Consider the following 17,019-nt stretch of genomic DNA (forward strand, 5'->3'; position numbering starts at 1 on the left):
ACCCTGTTTTCCTATTCCGTGGCCCACTGGGCGGCGTTCTTTACCGCGGCGCTATTGCTCAATCTCACGCCGGGGCCGGATATGGCCTATGTGCTGGCGCATTCGCTGCGCCGTGGTCGGCGCGCGGGCTTCGTGGCGATGGGCGGTGTCTGGACCGGGGCTTTCGTGCATGTGGTGCTGGCCGCACTGGGCCTGTCGGCCGTGCTGGCCAGCTCGGCTGCAGCATTCGCGCTGGTCAAGTATCTCGGCGCGGCGTATCTGGTCTGGCTGGGCATTCAGGCCTGGCGTGCCAGCGGCGAGGCGATGCCGCAGATGCCCGTCCAGGCGGTGTCGGCACGTGCGACCTTTGGCCGCGGCGTACTGGTGGCCGCGCTCAACCCGAAGGTGGCGATGTTCTTTCTGGCGTTTCTGCCGCAGTTCGTCGTGCCGGGGGCCGGCCCGGTGGCCGCCCAGCTTTTTCTACACGGTTGCCTGATCATCGTCGTGGCCGCATTCGTCGAGCCGCCGATGGTGTGGTTTGCCGCAACCTTTGCCCGGCGCCTGCGTGCCAACGTGCGCGTGCAGCGCTGGCTCGACCGCGCCCTGGGTTCGTTGTTCATCGCGCTCGGGGCACGACTGGCGGCGGTGTCGCGGACCTAGCTGTCCTAGCTCTTGGGCTTGCGGATACGCGGACGAAAGCCGGCGGGCTTGTCGGCCAGCCAGTCGACGAACTGGGCGATATCCGGATGGGCGAGCAGGGCGGCCCGCGAGTTGTAGCGTTCGGCGAGTTCCTTTTCGCCCAGCACCGCGTGGATATGGCTATGACAGGGCCGGCAGATATGCAGGATCGCGCCCAGGCGTTGTTCGCGGTCGAAGCGCTTGCGAATACGCTTGAGCCGATGGGTCCGCCGCGGAATCAGGTGATGGCGGGTGGTGCGCACGCCGGCCCGCCCGCATAGCGCACAACGCGCTGGCGTATCGGGCGTCGCGCTCATGGCCCGGATCGTTGGCGGTAGGTGCGCACCAACCGTACGAGCGTATACAGGATATGCGCCAGCCACAGTATGGCGCCGGCTGGCAGTGTGGCCAGCGTCAGCCAGCCGAATACGCCCGCGGTGGAAAGCGTGTTGCCGATATCCATGCCCCAGAGCGGGCAGGGATGCGGGCCGGCTTCGTTGACCGTACAACCCAGCGCCGCGCCGAGCTGCCCGGCGGCCACGGACACGAGCATCGGCGCGATCGCCAACAGCACGATCGCCAGTTGTACGGCCAGAAAACGGCCGATCGCGCGCCAGCGCGGCCTGGCGCGGCTCACGTCTGGTGATCGCCGAGGCCGGCCTCGAGGTCGTCCAGCGCGTCAGCCAGGTACTGGAGCATATGCTGCATGCTCGGCAGCGAACGACGACAGGCCAGCAGGCCGAACTCGAGCGAGTCGCGATAGCTGGCCAGGCTGATATTGAGCGCCTGACCGTCGAGCACGATCGACACCGGATACATGCCTTCGAGTTTCGCATCGCCGTAGTAGAGCGTTTCACTCGGGCCGGGCACGTTGGAAATCACCACATTGAAGGCCTGACGGCGCGGCGCGATACCGGTGAGCAGATTTACCCCGGCCGGTGCGGCCAGCGCGGCGGTAAAGCCCATGATCTGTTCGCTGGTCATGGTCTTGTAGCGGCATTTCCAGTGTTCGACCGAATGCTGGATGGCAGCCAGGCGTTCCACCGGATCGACCACGTCGGTGGCCAGACTGGCGAAGATCATCGCGACCTTGTTGCCCGTGCCGCTGTCGGCGGTATGCAGGGAGACCGGCAACATCGCCACCAGCGGCTCATCGGGCAGCGCATCCTGGCCGAGCAGGTATTCGCGCAACGCGCTGGCACACATCGCCAGCACGATATCGTTGACCGTGGCATCGTAATGCTTGGCCAGGCTCTTGATACGGCTCAACGAATACGACTGGGCTGCAAACCGGCGCGAGCCGCTGATGCGCCGGTTGAGCATGCACATCGGCGCCTGTTTGAAAGCGGTGAAATCCGGTTCTTCGCGGGCCTGCTGCCAGGCCGAGAACACCTGCTGGCCGACCCGCGGCATGGCCGCAACCTGGCGTGAGGTGGCCGCCGCGGCTTTCCAGGCGCCCTGCCAGGGGGCCGCGCCGCCACGCTGCGATTGATCGCGCTCGCGTTCGGGCAGTTGCCAGGGCACGCGCAGCCCGCCGGGCGTGGGCGCATCGTTGAGCGAGCGGCGCATCACGCGCATCGCACTAATGCCGTCCATGAGCGAGTGATGAAACTTCGTATACACGGCAAACCGGTTATCGGTGACGCCCTCGATGACATAGGTCTCCCACATCGGCCGCGAGCGATCGAGCAGCGCGCCGTGCAGCATGGAGACCAGCGCCAGCAGATCGCGGATCGCCCCCGGCGCGGGCAGGGCCAGATGGCGGACGTGGTATTCCAGATCGAAGCCGTCGTCGTCGACCCAGAACGGCTGGCCGAAGCGGTATTTCAGGCGGCGATCGAAGGGCGGCTGCACATCGGTAAAGCTGCGCGCCTTCTCCACGATCTCGCGAACGTAGTTGGGGCCGGCATCCTCGGGCATGGAGAACAGCTGCAAGCCGCCGACATGCATGGGCTGGTGGCGCCCTTCCAGACGCAGAAAAATCTGATCGACGGGGTTAAGCAACTGCATGGCGTCTCCGGATACGCGGGCGCCTTGCCGAACGACACGCCCAAACTCCCGAGACTAGCGCCTGCACCATGGCTGCGCATAGTCCCCGTCATAGTGCGACGACGAAAATCAGGACAGATCGATGGCGTGGGCTTTGAGTGCGGCCAGATCGACGATCTCAAGTGCCGCTTCGTCGGTCGCGGTCAGTGCCACACGCGGGGCCACCCCGGCCTCGAGCGCCTCGGTCCAGCGCGCGGCACACAAGCACCAGCGATCGCCGGCTTTGAGGCCGGGAAAATCGAATTCGGGCCGCGGCGTGGATAGGTCGTTACCGCGGCTGGCCGAGAATTCGAGAAACGCGTCGGTGAGTACGGCACAAATCACGTGGCGGCCGATATCCGCGCTGCCGGTTCGACAGTAGCCATCGCGATAGAAACCGGTGGTCGGTGCATCACAGCAGCCGGCCAATGGCTCGCCGAGGACGTTGCGTGCGGGTATCGATGTCATTGTTGCTGCTGCATTTCCTGTTGGCGCATGGGCATGCTGTCTATGGCGTCGAAGAAGGCATGAATATCGAGCGACTCGCCCTGGCGTGCCTTCACGCCGCCGTCCTTGCCGACCAGCACGGCTTCGAAGCCGCCGGTCTGGTGCAGGCCAGTGATCGAGGCGCGTTCGATCGGCTGCGACAGGTTGCTGTGCAGCGCGTCGGGGCTGACCACGAACCAGGCGATATCGCGCTCGGCAATGCCGACCGTATTGGACAGTTCGTCGGCTGTTGCCTGGCCGGCGGTATCGGTGGGTGTGAATACCGCGATCACGCGATAATCCCAGCGCAGATCGTCGAGCGTGGCCGCGCCTGCGCTGCCGGCGACGATGAGCGTGGAGAAAAGGCTGGCGAGTAGCAATCTACGCATGGGCAGGAGCTCTTGCGATGATGGGTTGAAGTCGCGCCGACCGCGTATCGGGCATCGGCGCGTTGTCCGATCCGTAGTAAGTGGTCACCATCGAAAGCTTGCGCTCGTCGGTGGTATTGGCGCCGGCGGCATGAAACAGGCCGGCATCGAAGAACAGCACATCGCCGGGGGCGAGTTCGGCATTGATCGCCGACGCGATGAGCGACCGGTTATCAGGCCGGTCTTCGCGCAGGAACTGGGCATCGTCGAGCCGGTCGGCCGCGAAATGCAGGCGCTGGGTGCCCGGCAACAGGCGCATGCAGCCGTTGGCCGGTGTTTCCTCGCCGAGTGCGAGCCAGGCATTGACCAGCCGCGGCGTCTCAAACGCCCAGTAACGCAGGTCGCGATGCCAGGCCGTGGCAGTGGAATAGCGCGGCGACTTGGTCATCACGCAGTTGTGATGATTGCGGCTCAAATAGACCGTATCGCTGGCCAGTAATTGCGCCACGATCGCGGTCAGGCGCGTATCGGTCGCCCAGTCGGCAAACACCGCGTCGCGATCATAGGCCTGGCGCAGGCGGCGCGGGGTATCGCCGCCTTCGGCTGAGCGGCTGGCGGGCGCGCCGGGATAGGCGACATCGGCTTCATATTCGATGGGCGCGATGCGGGCGGCCACGTGTTCCTCGGTCACCCGGCGCAATTCGTTGACGCGTTCGGCGGGGGCCAGAGCGCGCATGATCAGATAGCCCTCGCTTTCGAAAAGCGCACGCTGGGCCGGCGTCAGGGCGGGCTGTAGCGAGGTGTCGATCGTGGTGTTCATGCGCATTGGCTTAAACTTGCGGCCTACCGTGCCATACGCAAGGACGTGCAATGAAGTTGCCCGATATTCGCTCGATTTATGCGCTGCCCGGCGGGCGCCGCCTGATTTCGCGCGGCATCGGCTTCGTCGCGCCCTATTCGGGCAGTATCGGCGCGCGGGTCGTGGCGCTGGCCGATGGCCAGGCGCGCCTGCGCATGCCCGACAAGCGATCCAATCGCAATCATCTCAATAGTATCCATGCCTGTGCACTATCGACGCTGGCCGAAACCACGGCCGGCCTGTCGGTGCTCTACAGCCTGCCCGCGGACATGCGCGGAATTGCCGTGCATCTGGGTGTGAATTATCACGCCAAGGCACGCGGGGCGATCATGGCCAGTGCGCGCTGGTCGGTGCCGGCCTCGGGCGAGCAGGTCGAGCGCGATATCGAAGTGCTCATGCACGACGGCGACGATGTGCTCGTGGCCTCGGCGATCGTGCGTTATCGGTTGGGGCCGCGGGGCTGAACTCATCCACCGGGATGTCTGTGTCGTAGATAGACCCTTAAGTTGTCTAATGCGCGGTGCAATCATGAAAAGACGTGTCGTAGTCGGTGGCCTGGTATTCGGCGCGCTCGGCGCGACCGCACTCGGCCGGGCATTGGCGGATGGCGATTCGCCGAGCGGCGCCGATACGGGCGACGCGCCCGCCGATGTCGAGGTATTCAAAGTGGACAAGACCGAGGCCGAATGGCGTGAACAACTCTCGCCGGAAGCGTTTCGGGTGCTGCGCCAGGAAGCCACCGAGCCATCGGGTTCCAGTGAGCTCAACCAGGTCAAGGCGGCCGGCGAGTTCATCTGTGCCGGCTGCGCGCTGCCGCTGTTCAAAAGCGAATGGAAATTCGAATCCGGCACCGGATGGCCGAGCTTCTACAACTACATCGACGGCCATCTGGGCTTCAAGACCGACTACAAACTGATCATTCCGCGCAAGGAATATCACTGTGCACGCTGTGGCGGCCATCAGGGCCATGTCTTCAACGACGGGCCCAAGCCCACCGGCAAGCGCTACTGCAACAATGGCGTGGCGCTGACATTCGTGCCGGCTGCGGAGGGCGAGAGCGCCTGAGTAACGCTCGCTTGTGATGGGGCGCGGGCGCGTAGTCGGATTCGCGCTTCGTAAGCCAACAAAGCACGTAGCCCGGTTGGTTGATTCGGTGGGGCCGGCGCGCCCGGCCGCTGGCCACAAAAAAGCCCCGGTCGGCGTGACCGGGGCTTTTGTTGCGCGGTTAGCGTGTCTTGCTAGTTCGCCGCCGCGCTCTTGTGCAGCAGGTCCTGGTGCACGTGTTCGGCGTCGGAATCGATACGCTTCCAGGTCTGCGACTTGCCGATCAGGCTGATACCGATATAACCACGGGCCTCGAGCGTGTCCGGGCCGGTCTGGGTGGCTTTGGCCTTGTAGGTCTTGCCGTTGTTCGGATCGTAGATCGTACCGCCTTCGAATTCGCCGTCGCCGGCGTATTTCAGGCCGTCTAGCACGGTCACGCCCAACAGACGGCGCTCGCGCTTGGATTCGTCCGGGTTGTTCTTGTCGTAGCGCGCCTTGCCGCTCTTGGAGCCCACGATCGTACCTTTCCAGGTGCCGTTTTCCTCGTAGAGCTGAACATAGCCGCCGCTGGCGGTTTCCCATACGCCGGCAGCATCTTCGGCCTTCATCTCGGCGGCAAAGGCACTGCTGGTGGCGACCAGCAGAACGCTGGCGAGTAGAGCGTGTTTGAACATCGATTCTGTCTCCTCTTAGATAACTCATGCCTAGCATGCACGAAACAACCGAACCGTGGATGAATTACTGGGCAAGACAGCCCCCGGTTTGCGCCGCTAGACTGCTGCCACATTTCGTTCGCCGGGCCAGGCGAACCCGACAGGAAGACCCATGTCCGGGGAAGCACTCATCGCCGTTTTCATCGATTTCGAGAACCTCGCCCTCGGGGTCAAGGATTTGCCGGGCGGCGAGTTCGATATGGGGCTGATTCACAAGCGGGTGCTGGAAAAAGGCCGGCTCGTGTTCAAGCGTGCCTACTGTGACTGGGGCCAGTATCGCGGCCAGATGAAGTCGTTCCATGCCATGGGCATCGAGATGATCGATATCCCGCAAACGCGTATTTCCGGCAAGAACAGCGCCGATATCCGCATGGTCGTGGATGCGCTGGACCTATGCTATGCCAAGGATCATATCGACACGTTCGTGCTCGTGTCCGGCGATTCCGACTTCTCGCCGCTGGTTTCCAAGCTCAAGGAGAACAACAAGCGCGTGATCGGTTGCGGGGTCAAATCCTCGACATCGGAACTGCTGGTAGCCAATTGCGACGAATTCATCTACTACGATGATCTGGTGCGCAAGTCCGGGCGTGCGCGCAAGCGCAAGGCCGACACCGACCAGAAGCAGGACAAGGGCGCCGAGGCGCGCGACAAGCTCATCGAGATCGTGTCGTCGCTGGAATCCGACTACGACCCGGTCTGGGGCTCGCTGGTCAAACAGACCATCAAGCGGGTCTATCCGAGCTTCAACGAAAGTTACTACGGCTTCAAAAGCTTTACCGATCTGCTCAAGTCGGCCCAGCAGCATGGCCAGATCACGCTCGAATACGATGCCGAGCGCGGCAATTACAAGGTCGCGGTCAGCTAGCCATAAAAAACCCGGCGTCGCTTACGACGCCGGGTGCGGGTTCAGGCCGGTTGGCCCGAATGCCGGTCTACATGGACGATTCGCTGCGATCGTCGTTGCTGTCTTCCATGCTCGAATCCGTTTCGGAGTCGGCGTTCGACATGCTGGAGTCGGAGCTGTCGGCAGTGTTCGTATCCATGCCGGTATTGCCGGCTTCGGCGATACCGATCACGCCACAGGCCTGACGCGAACCGGCAGCGCCGATCGGCGGCTGGCTCGGGTCGTTGGGTTTGGCGTGAATGATCACACCGCGCCCGATCAGCGCCTTGGCGCCGGTCAGCGATGCGCCTGCGAGCATGCCTTCGTCCGAAGCGTTGCCATCGTCGCCGGCATCGAGATCGCCCAGGTCGCCGGTGATGCGGTCGATATCCTTCGGCGGGTTCTTGGAGCTGCCCTTCAGGTTGAAGTGCGTGCCCGCGGAGGTGCCATCAGGCGCCGAGCAATCGCCGTACAGATGGATATGGTAGCCGTGCTTGCCGGGCGCCAGGCCTTCGGCTTCGGTGGTGTAGGCCACGCCACCATCCTCGGGGGTGAAGCGGATCGTGGCGGTGACGTCGTCATTGCCCTCGGTGCCGTGCAGCACGGCGATCGCTGCCTGCGGCATGTCCTCGCTGGCGCTCGTGGAGCTGGTCGCAGCCGGGTCGCTATCGGCGGTGTCGTCGGCTTCGCGCTCGCCGTTCATCATTTCGTCGTCACCCATGGACGACTCGTTCTCGGTCGCGTTGTCGGCGCCCATTTCGTTGCTGTTTTCGCTGGCCGTATTGGTCTCGGCGCTGGTGCCGGTGTCGGCCGCGTTGGCTTGGTTCTGATCGTCGTTGTTGTCGCCGCATGCAGTCAGGCTCATCGCCAGCAGCATGGCAGCGGAAACGGAGATTAGGGATTTCATCATGGACCGTCCTTTCCTTGGGAATATCGGAATCGAGTGCGCGTTGTTCATGAAAACACGTTCAGCCGCGGCGTGCGCGCAGGCGGGCCACGATCGCTTCGGCATCGTACTGCGCAACAAACAATTCACCGTGATTTGCCTGCAGCCACGGACCGAGGGTGGCAGCGCGGGTGTCGAGCAATGCGGCCAGCGCGTCGATATGCTCGCCGCCGCCGAGGGCGGCCTCGCGGCGCAGCGGATCGCGTTGCGAGTCGACAAACGCCACGGTCTGGCGATAACGCGGGGTGTTTGGCTCGGTCACCGAGGCATCGGTCGAGGCCCGGCTACTCGCCAGTACCCCCTTGCTGATCGTGCGCGCGGCATCGGCGGCGACGTTGGTGGTACTGATCGCCGCCGAGCAGCCGCCCAGCAGGGCGACCGATCCCGCCAGGGCCAGCGCCCCGACGGTCGTGCGGCCATACGATCGAAGCATGAGTTGGCCAGCCAAGATTATCCCCTGTTCGTGTAATCGTTATGGCCTCACGCTATCGTTTGCAGGTGGGCGGCACAATAGGGGAATGTAACCAGTTGATGTCGCGCGCCATATAGCGCGGCTCAGGATCAGTGCGGATGCCACGCGAAGTCTTTCGAACGCCCGACGCCCGTTTTGCTCACTTGCCCGGCTTTGCCTATCCGCCGCGCTATATCGAAGTCGACGGGCTGCGCATGCACTATGTCGAGGCTGGCCCGGCCGACGCGCCGCCGGTGGTGTTGCTGCACGGCGAGCCGAGCTGGTCGTATCTGTATCGCCACATGATCGCGCCGCTGGCCGCAGCCGGGTATCGGGTGCTCGCACCGGATCTGATCGGCTGTGGCCGCTCGGACAAACCCGGCGCCATCGCCGATTACAGCTACGCCGAGCATGTCGCCTGGATCGGCGCCTGGTTCGAACAGCTGGCGCTCAAAGGTGTCACCCTGTTCTGTCAGGACTGGGGGTCGTTGATCGGCTTGCGGCTGGTCGGCGAACGGCCCGACACCTTCGCGCGCGTATTTGTGGGCAATGGCTTTTTGCCCACGGGCGACGAAAAAATGCCGATGCCGTTTTCGGCCTGGCGTGCGTTCGCGCGTTACAGCCCGGTGTTTCCGGTAGGCGCGATTCTGCAGGCCGGTAGCCGGCGCTGGCTCTCGCGCGGCGAGCGCGCCGCCTACAACGCGCCGTTTCCCGACAAGCGCTATACCGCCGGCATTCGCGCTTTCCCCGGTCTGGTGCCGATGACACCCGACGATCCGGCCACGCCGGCCAATCGCGCAGCCTGGCAGGCGCTGGCGTGCTTTTCACGACCGTTTCATACCTGCTTCGCCGATGGCGACCCGATCACCCGCGGCGCGGATCGCGCGCTACGCCGGCGTGTGCCCGGCGCGGCCGAGGCAGCCCACACCACGATCGCGCGGGCACGCCATTTCCTGCAGGAAGATCAGGGCGACAAGATCGCTGCCTTCATGCTCGCGCAGATGGGCGCGCTGCGCTGAGCATGTCCGCGTTCAGCTGATTTCGTCGTAAAGCGCGCGGTACTGTTCTGCCGCACGGCTGCGCGGCGCATAGACGCTGATCGGCGCGCGGTGTGCGCCCATCTGCTCGACATGGGTGCTGTAGTCGATGAAGGTTTGCGGCGCCTTTTTCATCGTCTCCGGCGGCGTTTCGATCATCTCGCGGTGCATCTTGCGGCGGCGATCGGCCATGGAGAAAAACGGAATCACCCGCGTCTTGCCCACTTTCTTGTCTTCGACGTGTTCGAGCACTTCGTCGAGCGCACGCAGCGACAGCGGCGTGGGCACGACCGGCACCAGCACGTGATCGGCCGCGCGCAGCACCGAGGTGGCCAACGCGCCGATGCCCGGCGGGCAATCGAGCACGAGCAGCGAATAGCTTTCCGAGAACGGGTCGATCAGGCTCTCGAGCACCTTGCGCGGTTGCTTGGCGGCATGAATCTGGGCATCCCAGTCGCGATAGCCGCGATCGCCGGGCAGAACCGAAAGCCGCGGGTAGGCCGTGGACTTGATATAGCGGCCCAGTGGCTCCTTGCCCGACACCACGCGCTTGGCCGAAATCTCGGGCGATTCGTCGACGCCGAAATACCAGCTCGCCGCCCCCTGCGGATCCAGATCCCACAACAGCACATGCTTGCCGGCCTGGGCCGCTTCGTAGGCGAGGTTGACGGCGGCGGCGGTCTTGCCGACGCCGCCCTTGAGACTGTAGAGCGCGATCGTTTTCATGGCTTGAATTCTAAGCAGAAAACGTCGCGCGCATCTATCGTGCGCCCGTGAAATCTGCAATTGAACGCATTGACCGCCCGGCGCGAGCGGTTAAGCTCGGCCGATGCGTATTGCTCTTATTGCCGATACCCACGGCTATCTCGACCCGCGTATTGCCGATGCCATTCGTGGTGCCGATATCCTTGTCCACGCCGGCGATGTCGGTGCCGGTATCGAAGCCGAGATCGCACCGCTGGCCGCACGTATCGTGATCGTGCAGGGCAATAACGACCCGGCCGATTCCGGCTGGCCGAACAGTGAAGTGCTGGCCCTGCCGGGCGGCGATCTGGCCGTCATGCATGGCCATCAGTGGCCGGCGAAAACGCGGCACCGCAAGCTGCGCGAACAATTTCCCGACGCACGCGCAATCGTGTGTGGTCATAGCCATCGCCGCGTGCAGCAGAGCGACGAAAATCCCTGGCTGCTCAATCCGGGCGCGGCGGGGCGTACACGCGCCTATGGCGGGCCGGGCTGGATGGATCTCTTTGCCGAGGCCGGGCAATGGCGCGTGCGTAGCGAATCGTTGGAGCCGCAGCCCCGACGCCGGCGCAAACCAGGCTGAACGTCAGTCACTACACAAGGAAGACGGGTATGTCGCAACGACTCGTAACGGTCGACAACGACGGCGCGGTTCGTACCATCACGCTCAACCGGCCGGACAAGCGCAATGCGGTCGACCGGCCCACGGCCGATGCGCTGCGTCAGGCGTTTGTCGATTTCGCCAACGATGATGACAGTTCGGTCGCCGTGCTCACCGGCGCGGGTGGCCACTTCTGTGCCGGTGCGGATCTGGCTGCCATGGGCGATGCCGAGCGCCGGAATGCCGTCGACCCGGACGGCGCCGGGCCGGGGCCGATGGGCCCGACGCGCATGCTGCTGGATAAACCCGTGATCGCGGCCGTGCCCGGCTATGCCGTGGCGGGCGGGCTGGAACTCGCGCTCTGGTGCGATATGCGGGTGATCGAGGATTCGACCGTCTTCGGCGTGTTCTGTCGGCGTTGGGGCGTGCCGCTGATCGACGGCGGTACCGTGCGCCTGCCGCGTATCGTCGGTCAGGCGCGCGCGCTCGACATGATCCTCACCGGGCGTGCAGTCGCCGCCGACGAGGCCATGCAGATCGGGCTGGCCAGTCGCCGCGTGGCCGATGGCCAGTCCCTGGCTGCCGCATGCGAGTTGGCCCACACGCTGGCGAATTTTCCGCAAGCATGCCTACGCGCCGATCGGCGCTCGCTGTATGTGCAGTGGGATCATGAACTGGGAGCGGCGTTGCAGCACGAAGGCGCCGGCGGCTACCCGGTGGTGTTTGCCGAAGCGATCACCGGTGCGGCGCGTTTTGCCGATGGCGCCGGCCGGCACGGCCACTTCGAGTCCGCCGATCACGCGCGATCACAAGCACCGGACGACTGAAATCGCGTTGCCAATCCGAGCCAGCGCAAGGGCACCGTCGCGTCTTATCGACGATGTATGAAACGCAGTCGGCCGCGCTCCAGCAAGCAGGTTGTGCGCAAATGAACGTGAAGACACGCGAATAGGGCGAAAGACAGAGCGCTCCAGCGCCGTGTGGTCTGCTGTTCACACAGCATGCCGAATTTTGCACATGATCAAGCGCGTCTTTGATTGATAAAGCGCGTGAACGCCGGCCCGCCTCTGACGGGCCGGCGAGATTACGCCAGAGACGCTTTAGAACCGGGCGGTTACCGCGTTGGCCCCGTCGACCGGGTTCGGGTTGTCGAGCAACGTACGGGCCAGCTGATTGACGTCGTCAGTGCGACTCGCGTCGATTTCCAGCGCCGCGAGCAGGCTCGAAAACGATTCATCGTCGGTGGGTCGCGAGGTGGCCGCTGCCGAACGCAGCTCGCCGTAGGTGACCACGACAAAACGTTCGATCGACTGCTTCTTATCCAGCACGCCGGCGTTGTCGACCGGCGGCAGCGTCACGAAATACTGGTCCGGGCTGTATTCGTAGATCGCCCCCGTTGCGAAGTCGGTGGTCGAGCCGATCAGGCCCAGCCCTCCGATAAGGATGTTGGCAAAAAACCAGGCGTCGGTTTTGGTTTCGAGTGATTTGGATACGGTTCGGTAGCCTTCCATTTCAAAAGAAACCGTCTGACCGCTCTTGTTATCGAGGTGTAAGCTCACCGGCGTCTTACCGATGGCCTGCCCGGCGATCCGTACCGTGGCCCCTTCTGGTTCGGAATCAAAAGACACGTTCTGATCGGTACCGCTCGCGATAGTTGCGCAACCGCTGGAAAAGCCGCCAACCACCACGAGAAGAGCCGCCGTCGCTGCGACTCTGCTTATCCCAGAATTCATACATCTCCCCCAAGCCCTATTGTTTTTGGAGGAGGGATGTTAGCCCGTTCTTGCGAAGGCTAGTGCGATTACCACGGGGTATCGCGAGCGCCTTACGCAATGCAGCTCTCATCGTCGACGCTGATTTGATTATTCGCCCATGTCGAGCGGGCGAGGGCTTGTCGAGCGCGTGCTGCAGATTACAAGCGCTCGCAGTTTGTCAGTAGACTTCATTGGCGCGAATGGGTGTATTCGCATTATTGTCCGGCGCGCTATCGGTGGCGGACTGTGCCATATCGAACGCGTCCAGCACGAAGGCATAGATCAGCGCGGTTTCTTCCAGCGCGGTAAAACGCCCAGGCAGGCCGCCGTGGCCGGCGGCCATATGGGTCTTGAGCAACAGCGGATTGTCGTCCGTTTTGTGCGCCCGCAGTTTGGCCACCCATTTGGCGGGCTCCCAGTAGGTCACGCGCGGGTCGGACACGCCGGCGATCGCCAGTATCGGCGGATAGGCCTGGGCGCTGACATTCTGATAAGGACAATAGCTGCGGATGGTCTCAAACGCGGCCACGTCATCGCGTGGGTTGCCCCATTCCGGCCATTCCGGCGGCGTGAGCGGCAGGGTCTCGTCGAGCATCGTATTGAGCACATCGACGAAGGGCACGTCGGCGATCGCCGCGCCCCAGAGATCGGGCCGCTGGTTGAGCACGGCGCCCACCAGCATGCCGCCGGCGCTGCCGCCATGCGGCACGATACGCCCGGCCGCGCTATAGCCGGTCGCCGCCAGATGTTCGGCGACGGCGATGAAGTCGCTGAATGTATTGGGTTTATGGGCCAGTTTGCCGTTGGCATACCAGCGATAGCCGCATTCCTTGCCGCCGCGGACATGGGCGGTGGCGTGTACGAAGCCACGATCGATGAGCGAAAAACGGCTCGAGGAAAACGCCGCGGGCTCGGAGATGCCGTAGGCGCCGTAACCATGCAGCAGACAGGGCGCGCTGCCGTCGAGCGGCGTATCCACATGATGAATGAGTGTCACCGGCACGTCGGCGCCGTCGGCGGCGCGGGCATGCAGGCGCCGCACGACATAGTTTTCCGGTTGAAAGCCGCTCGGCACGGCGCGGCGCTTGCGTAGCTGGCGCGTACGCGTGGCCATGTCGTAGTCGTAGGTTTCGTCGGGCGTATTGGGCGCGCTGTAGATGAAGCGCAGCGTAGCGGTGTCGTGTTCGTAACCGGGGGCGATGCCCAGGCTGTAGGCTTCGGCATCGAAACGGATGGCGTGATCGAGGCCGCGGGTCTTGTCGGTGATCACGATACGCGGCAGGGCATCGGCGCGTTCCATGCGGACGCGAAAATCGGCGAACTCGATATGATCGAGCAACAATCGTCCGGGTTCGTGTTCGACGACAGTCTGCCAGTGCTCCCGGGCCGGCGTGGCGATGGGCGTACGCACGAGCTTGAAGTCTTCGGCGCCGTCGGCGTTGGTCATCAGCACGAAGTCGTCGCCGTCGTCCTCGACGCTGTATTCCTGGCCCTCGACGCGTTCGGCGATCAGGCGCGGCGTGGCCCAGGGCGTGGCCGAATCGATGAAACGTGTTTCGCTGGTGGCATGATCGTGGGCATTGATCAGGATGAAGCGATCGCTCTGGGTCGTGTCCACCGACACGAAAAAACCGGCATCGGGCTCGGAATACACCAGCTCGGCGTGCTCCGGCGCATCGCCGAGGGCGAGCCGCCAGACCTTGCAGGGCCGGTGGTTGTCGTCGAGCGTGGTGAAAAACAGCGTGGCGCTGTCGGCCGACCACATGAGGTTGCCGGTGGTATTGGGAATCGGCGGCTGGATTTCGCGCTGGGTCTGGATATCGCGTACATGCAGCGTATAGGCCTCCGAGCCGCGCTCATCCAGGGCAAAGGCGAGCAGGCGATGATCACGACTGTGATTGACTTCGCCGAGGCTGAAATAGGCACGGCCGTGGGCTTCGGCATCGCCATCGAGCAGGATCTGTTCGCCGCTGAGCCCGTCCTCCGGCATGGGCGCCTCGGCCGGCCGGGCGTCGTTGTCGGCTCGTGGTGCGCGACAGAAGATCGGGTGCTGGCCGGCTTCGCGAAACCGTACGTAATAGAACCAGTCGCCATCGGGTGTCGGCACGCTGGTATCACGCTCGGCGATGCGCCCGCGCAGCTCTGCGACCAGGGTCTGGCGCAGCGATGACAGCGGTGCCATATACGTATCGGTATAGGTGTTTTCAGCGGCCAGATACGCCGCGATATCGGCATGCAGCAACGACGGATCGTGCATGGCTTCGCGCCAGTTCTCGTCGCGCAGCCAGGCATAGTCGTCAACGAGCATTACGCCGTGGCGCTGCTCGCTGACCGGGCGGCGCGCGGCCACCGGCGGCGTGTTCGCGCGGGATAGGTTGGGCTGGGCGTCGGTCATGCGGCATCAATCAAGGCTGGCCAACCCACTAGCATCGGGCCTAAACGATGCGTTATCAAGATTCGCTGAAATCACGCCCGTCGATCAGGCGCAGGGCGCGGCGATAGGCCTGTTCGACTGCTTGTCGATCGCGGTCGCTGGTCATCGCGGCCAGCGCGGCTTCATGCAGGGCGCTGGCGTGCGTGTGCATGAGCCGGCGCTGGTCGGCGTCGCGCAGGAATTCGCCGGCATCGCCGATACGCGCGAGCATATGAACCGCGGCGTTGCGATCGCTGGCGAAATAGGCGCGCAGCTGGTCGAAAACCGCGTTTGCCAGTGTTTCGAAATCGAAACCTCGGGCCCAGACGCGCAGTGTGTCGTCGCTGTCGAAGCCGTGCCGGCTGGCGATATCGTGGCGTGCCACGCGATGCAGCGCGCAGGCCAGCCAGTCCAGACAGCCCATTGCGGTATAGGGGTCGTTGATGCCCGGCGAAAGCGCGCGGGCGGCGATCTCGACGAGTTCGTTGACCAGGAAGAACACGTCCTGCGACTGGGTGCGCTGGCGGCCCCAGGCATAGGCGCCGACGAGCGCGGCCGCGATATCGTCATCCATTCGCGGTTTGGGCCAGGCCCAGAGCAAGGTCTGGCCGGCGGTGACGAAATCGCCCGGCGTGCGTTCAAGGCGCAGCACCAGATCATGGCTGGCGGCCGTACTCACCAGCGAGCCGAAGACCAGATTCTGGATATAGCCGTCGCCGTTGGCGCGCACGGGTACGGCCTGTACGTCGAAGTCGGCGGGCAGATGGGCCGGTGGTTTCTCGCGCGCGGCCTCGACACGGGCTTCGTAGTCGTCGATGGCGCTGTCGAGATCGCGCGCGACGTTGGCGACCACGTTGGAAACGTGCAGGGATTCGGTGATGTGATGAATGAAATAGATCAGCACCGCGAGGCTGGCCACCGCCATGCCCACCGCAAACACCAGCGCCAGATGTGGTACGAACGCCGCACTGCTTTCGTGGCTGGCCTGCACGACGCGCAGCAATAGCAGGCAATACACGAACGTCGACACGAACGTGCCCAGCGTGATCTGGTTGCCGCGATCGTTCATGAAGTTGGTCAACAGACGCGGGCCGAGCGTGGAGGTTGTATACGACAACGCCGCGATCGTGATCGAAAACGTCACGCCGGCGACGCCGATCATCGAGCCGGCCACGGTGGTCAGCAGCCCGCGCGCGCCCTCGGCCTGAATGCTGTATATCCAGGGCATGTTCGCGACCCAGGCATCGCCGATGCGGGCATCGATTGCTGTGAGTGCGAACGACAGCGCCGCGGCGAAGATCGACATCACCGTCGGGATGAACCAGTAGCTGCCCTTGAGCGTGTTCCAGTACTTGATCAGTTGCGCCATAGACTTGGCTTGCAGCACGTGGCTCGGGATGATGGACGCACCTTACCCGAATCGGAAGATCACCATGCAGCGAGCGATCGAAACGCTGACCATCGAATGCATCAAGGGCGATATCACCGAGCAGCCGGATATCGCCGTAATCGCCAATGCCGCCAACAAGCAGCTCAAGGGCGGTGGCGGCGTGGACGGCGCCATCCATCGCGCGGCCGGGCCGAAGCTGGTCGAAGCCAGCCGCGCACAGGCGCCGATCGAAGCCGGCGAGGCCGTGATCACCCCGGCCTTCGACCTGCCCAACGATCATGTCGTGCACTGCGCAGGGCCGGTCTACAGCAAAAGCCAGCCGGTGGCCGCGCAGCTGGCCAGTTGCTATCGCCTGGCCATGCAGCTGGCCGAAGAGCAGAACGCCGAATCGATCGCCTTTCCGGCGATTTCCGCCGGTATCTATGGCTACCCGCTCGATGAAGCCGCCGAGATCGCCGTGCAGACGGTGGCCGACTGCGCGGTACGCGCGCAAAGCATCAAGCGGGTGCGCTTCGTGCTGTTCTCCGACGATGCGCTGACCGCCTTTCAACGCGCGCTGGAAACGCACTAGCCATGGCGGATACGCCCTGGCGCCGGCGCGGTCATATAAATGTCATGCGCCCGCCTCGGTTCTTTCATGGAGAT

The 17,019-nt window shown here is 64.0% G+C and carries 21 protein-coding genes; 8 read left to right on the forward strand and 13 right to left on the reverse strand.

Annotated features, from left to right (window positions below; translation table 11 throughout):
- Positions 1 to 3 precede the first annotated feature (3 nt).
- Positions 4 to 639 (forward strand): LysE family translocator, encoded by a 636-nt coding sequence (locus tag S4A8_RS07295; protein ID WP_353219838.1) that lies wholly within the window; start codon positions 4 to 6, stop codon positions 637 to 639.
- A 5-nt stretch (positions 640 to 644) separates the two neighbouring features.
- Here S4A8_RS07295 and S4A8_RS07300 read toward each other — a convergent pair whose 3' ends face one another.
- The 6 genes from S4A8_RS07300 to S4A8_RS07325 form a co-directional block, all read right to left on the reverse strand.
- Positions 645 to 974, reverse strand: a complete 330-nt coding sequence (locus tag S4A8_RS07300; RefSeq protein ID WP_353219644.1) for a hypothetical protein — start codon at positions 972 to 974, stop codon at positions 645 to 647.
- Positions 971 to 1,294: a hypothetical protein gene (locus S4A8_RS07305; RefSeq protein ID WP_353219645.1), complete on the reverse strand. Its 324-nt coding sequence runs from the start codon at positions 1,292 to 1,294 to the stop codon at positions 971 to 973. Before S4A8_RS07305 ends, S4A8_RS07300 begins: the two co-directional genes overlap by 4 nt.
- On the reverse strand, positions 1,291 to 2,667 hold the full coding sequence (locus S4A8_RS07310; RefSeq protein WP_353219646.1) for a WS/DGAT/MGAT family O-acyltransferase: 1,377 nt from the start codon (positions 2,665 to 2,667) through the stop codon (positions 1,291 to 1,293). The genes S4A8_RS07305 and S4A8_RS07310 overlap by 4 nt, the downstream gene beginning before the upstream one ends.
- Before the next feature lie 108 nt (positions 2,668 to 2,775).
- A complete protein-coding gene (locus S4A8_RS07315; RefSeq protein WP_353219647.1) occupies positions 2,776 to 3,153 on the reverse strand; it encodes a DUF2237 family protein in 378 nt (125 codons plus the stop codon).
- On the reverse strand, positions 3,150 to 3,560 hold the full coding sequence (locus S4A8_RS07320) for a DUF4174 domain-containing protein (RefSeq protein ID WP_353219648.1): 411 nt from the start codon (positions 3,558 to 3,560) through the stop codon (positions 3,150 to 3,152). The genes S4A8_RS07315 and S4A8_RS07320 overlap by 4 nt, the downstream gene beginning before the upstream one ends.
- Positions 3,553 to 4,359: a phytanoyl-CoA dioxygenase family protein gene (locus S4A8_RS07325; protein WP_353219649.1), complete on the reverse strand. Its 807-nt coding sequence runs from the start codon at positions 4,357 to 4,359 to the stop codon at positions 3,553 to 3,555. The genes S4A8_RS07320 and S4A8_RS07325 overlap by 8 nt, the downstream gene beginning before the upstream one ends.
- A gap of 50 nt (positions 4,360 to 4,409) precedes the next feature.
- Here S4A8_RS07325 and S4A8_RS07330 point away from each other — a divergent pair, with 50 nt between their 5' ends.
- Positions 4,410 to 4,862, forward strand: coding sequence for a DUF4442 domain-containing protein (locus S4A8_RS07330; RefSeq protein ID WP_353219650.1), 453 nt, complete (start codon positions 4,410 to 4,412; stop codon positions 4,860 to 4,862).
- Between the two features lie 64 nt (positions 4,863 to 4,926).
- Positions 4,927 to 5,463, forward strand: coding sequence for a peptide-methionine (R)-S-oxide reductase MsrB (gene msrB / locus S4A8_RS07335; RefSeq protein ID WP_353219651.1), 537 nt, complete (start codon positions 4,927 to 4,929; stop codon positions 5,461 to 5,463).
- Between the two features lie 173 nt (positions 5,464 to 5,636).
- Here the strand turns inward: msrB and S4A8_RS07340 are convergent, their stop codons facing one another.
- Positions 5,637 to 6,116 carry a DUF2147 domain-containing protein gene (locus tag S4A8_RS07340; protein ID WP_353219652.1) on the reverse strand — a complete coding sequence of 160 codons (480 nt, stop codon included), beginning with the start codon at positions 6,114 to 6,116 and terminating at the stop codon, positions 5,637 to 5,639.
- A gap of 151 nt (positions 6,117 to 6,267) precedes the next feature.
- Here S4A8_RS07340 and S4A8_RS07345 point away from each other — a divergent pair, with 151 nt between their 5' ends.
- Positions 6,268 to 7,020 (forward strand): NYN domain-containing protein, encoded by a 753-nt coding sequence (locus S4A8_RS07345; RefSeq protein WP_353180805.1) that lies wholly within the window; start codon positions 6,268 to 6,270, stop codon positions 7,018 to 7,020.
- Positions 7,021 to 7,087: 67 nt separating this feature from the next.
- On the opposite strand, the gene S4A8_RS07350 is transcribed toward S4A8_RS07345, so the two are convergent.
- Positions 7,088 to 7,948 carry a superoxide dismutase family protein gene (locus S4A8_RS07350; protein WP_353219653.1) on the reverse strand — a complete coding sequence of 287 codons (861 nt, stop codon included), beginning with the start codon at positions 7,946 to 7,948 and terminating at the stop codon, positions 7,088 to 7,090.
- 58 nt (positions 7,949 to 8,006) lie between these two features.
- Complete coding sequence (locus S4A8_RS07355; RefSeq protein ID WP_353180807.1) at positions 8,007 to 8,417, reverse strand: DUF3015 family protein; 411 nt, start codon at positions 8,415 to 8,417, stop codon at positions 8,007 to 8,009.
- A 137-nt stretch (positions 8,418 to 8,554) separates the two neighbouring features.
- On the opposite strand from S4A8_RS07355, the gene S4A8_RS07360 reads away from it, so the two are divergent.
- Entirely contained in the window at positions 8,555 to 9,454 is a 900-nt protein-coding gene (locus tag S4A8_RS07360; protein WP_353219654.1) for a haloalkane dehalogenase, read from the forward strand.
- A gap of 12 nt (positions 9,455 to 9,466) precedes the next feature.
- Here the strand turns inward: S4A8_RS07360 and S4A8_RS07365 are convergent, their stop codons facing one another.
- On the reverse strand, positions 9,467 to 10,198 hold the full coding sequence (locus tag S4A8_RS07365; protein ID WP_353180809.1) for a ParA family protein: 732 nt from the start codon (positions 10,196 to 10,198) through the stop codon (positions 9,467 to 9,469).
- 103 nt (positions 10,199 to 10,301) lie between these two features.
- On the opposite strand from S4A8_RS07365, the gene S4A8_RS07370 reads away from it, so the two are divergent.
- Positions 10,302 to 10,799 (forward strand): metallophosphoesterase family protein, encoded by a 498-nt coding sequence (locus S4A8_RS07370; protein ID WP_353219655.1) that lies wholly within the window; start codon positions 10,302 to 10,304, stop codon positions 10,797 to 10,799.
- A gap of 29 nt (positions 10,800 to 10,828) precedes the next feature.
- The gene (locus S4A8_RS07375) at positions 10,829 to 11,644 is read left to right on the forward strand and encodes a crotonase/enoyl-CoA hydratase family protein (RefSeq protein WP_353219656.1); all 816 of its coding nucleotides are present in this window, start codon (positions 10,829 to 10,831) and stop codon (positions 11,642 to 11,644) included.
- A 273-nt stretch (positions 11,645 to 11,917) separates the two neighbouring features.
- Here S4A8_RS07375 and S4A8_RS07380 read toward each other — a convergent pair whose 3' ends face one another.
- The 3 genes from S4A8_RS07380 to S4A8_RS07390 all read right to left on the reverse strand — a co-directional run bounded on the left by S4A8_RS07380 (position 11,918) and on the right by S4A8_RS07390 (position 16,353).
- The gene (locus S4A8_RS07380; RefSeq protein WP_353219657.1) at positions 11,918 to 12,550 is read right to left on the reverse strand and encodes a PEGA domain-containing protein; all 633 of its coding nucleotides are present in this window, start codon (positions 12,548 to 12,550) and stop codon (positions 11,918 to 11,920) included.
- Between the two features lie 199 nt (positions 12,551 to 12,749).
- Positions 12,750 to 14,966 carry a S9 family peptidase gene (locus S4A8_RS07385; RefSeq protein ID WP_353219658.1) on the reverse strand — a complete coding sequence of 739 codons (2,217 nt, stop codon included), beginning with the start codon at positions 14,964 to 14,966 and terminating at the stop codon, positions 12,750 to 12,752.
- A 55-nt stretch (positions 14,967 to 15,021) separates the two neighbouring features.
- Positions 15,022 to 16,353: a DUF2254 domain-containing protein gene (locus S4A8_RS07390; RefSeq protein WP_353219659.1), complete on the reverse strand. Its 1,332-nt coding sequence runs from the start codon at positions 16,351 to 16,353 to the stop codon at positions 15,022 to 15,024.
- A gap of 64 nt (positions 16,354 to 16,417) precedes the next feature.
- On the opposite strand from S4A8_RS07390, the gene S4A8_RS07395 reads away from it, so the two are divergent.
- Positions 16,418 to 16,945, forward strand: a complete 528-nt coding sequence (locus S4A8_RS07395; RefSeq protein WP_353219660.1) for an O-acetyl-ADP-ribose deacetylase — start codon at positions 16,418 to 16,420, stop codon at positions 16,943 to 16,945.
- Positions 16,946 to 17,019 lie beyond the last annotated feature (74 nt).

Origin of the sequence: Salinisphaera sp. S4-8, from assembly GCF_040361235.1 — a bacterium.
In the GTDB taxonomy this organism is placed as follows: Bacteria; Pseudomonadota; Gammaproteobacteria; order Nevskiales; family Salinisphaeraceae; genus Salinisphaera.

Coding starts and splice junctions, on each gene's coding strand:
- S4A8_RS07300 (WP_353219644.1), bottom strand. CDS start 974: ATGAGCGCGACGCCCGATACGCCAGCGCGTTGTGCGCTATGCGGGCGG.
- S4A8_RS07310 (WP_353219646.1), bottom strand. CDS start 2,667: ATGCAGTTGCTTAACCCCGTCGATCAGATTTTTCTGCGTCTGGAAGGG.
- S4A8_RS07315 (WP_353219647.1), bottom strand. CDS start 3,153: ATGACATCGATACCCGCACGCAACGTCCTCGGCGAGCCATTGGCCGGC.
- S4A8_RS07320 (WP_353219648.1), bottom strand. CDS start 3,560: ATGCGTAGATTGCTACTCGCCAGCCTTTTCTCCACGCTCATCGTCGCC.
- S4A8_RS07325 (WP_353219649.1), bottom strand. CDS start 4,359: ATGAACACCACGATCGACACCTCGCTACAGCCCGCCCTGACGCCGGCC.
- S4A8_RS07330 (WP_353219650.1), top strand. CDS start 4,410: ATGAAGTTGCCCGATATTCGCTCGATTTATGCGCTGCCCGGCGGGCGC.
- msrB (WP_353219651.1), top strand. CDS start 4,927: ATGAAAAGACGTGTCGTAGTCGGTGGCCTGGTATTCGGCGCGCTCGGC.
- S4A8_RS07340 (WP_353219652.1), bottom strand. CDS start 6,116: ATGTTCAAACACGCTCTACTCGCCAGCGTTCTGCTGGTCGCCACCAGC.
- S4A8_RS07345 (WP_353180805.1), top strand. CDS start 6,268: ATGTCCGGGGAAGCACTCATCGCCGTTTTCATCGATTTCGAGAACCTC.
- S4A8_RS07350 (WP_353219653.1), bottom strand. CDS start 7,948: ATGATGAAATCCCTAATCTCCGTTTCCGCTGCCATGCTGCTGGCGATG.
- S4A8_RS07355 (WP_353180807.1), bottom strand. CDS start 8,417: ATGCTTCGATCGTATGGCCGCACGACCGTCGGGGCGCTGGCCCTGGCG.
- S4A8_RS07360 (WP_353219654.1), top strand. CDS start 8,555: ATGCCACGCGAAGTCTTTCGAACGCCCGACGCCCGTTTTGCTCACTTG.
- S4A8_RS07365 (WP_353180809.1), bottom strand. CDS start 10,198: ATGAAAACGATCGCGCTCTACAGTCTCAAGGGCGGCGTCGGCAAGACC.
- S4A8_RS07370 (WP_353219655.1), top strand. CDS start 10,302: ATGCGTATTGCTCTTATTGCCGATACCCACGGCTATCTCGACCCGCGT.
- S4A8_RS07375 (WP_353219656.1), top strand. CDS start 10,829: ATGTCGCAACGACTCGTAACGGTCGACAACGACGGCGCGGTTCGTACC.
- S4A8_RS07380 (WP_353219657.1), bottom strand. CDS start 12,550: ATGAATTCTGGGATAAGCAGAGTCGCAGCGACGGCGGCTCTTCTCGTG.
- S4A8_RS07385 (WP_353219658.1), bottom strand. CDS start 14,966: ATGACCGACGCCCAGCCCAACCTATCCCGCGCGAACACGCCGCCGGTG.
- S4A8_RS07390 (WP_353219659.1), bottom strand. CDS start 16,353: ATGGCGCAACTGATCAAGTACTGGAACACGCTCAAGGGCAGCTACTGG.
- S4A8_RS07395 (WP_353219660.1), top strand. CDS start 16,418: ATGCAGCGAGCGATCGAAACGCTGACCATCGAATGCATCAAGGGCGAT.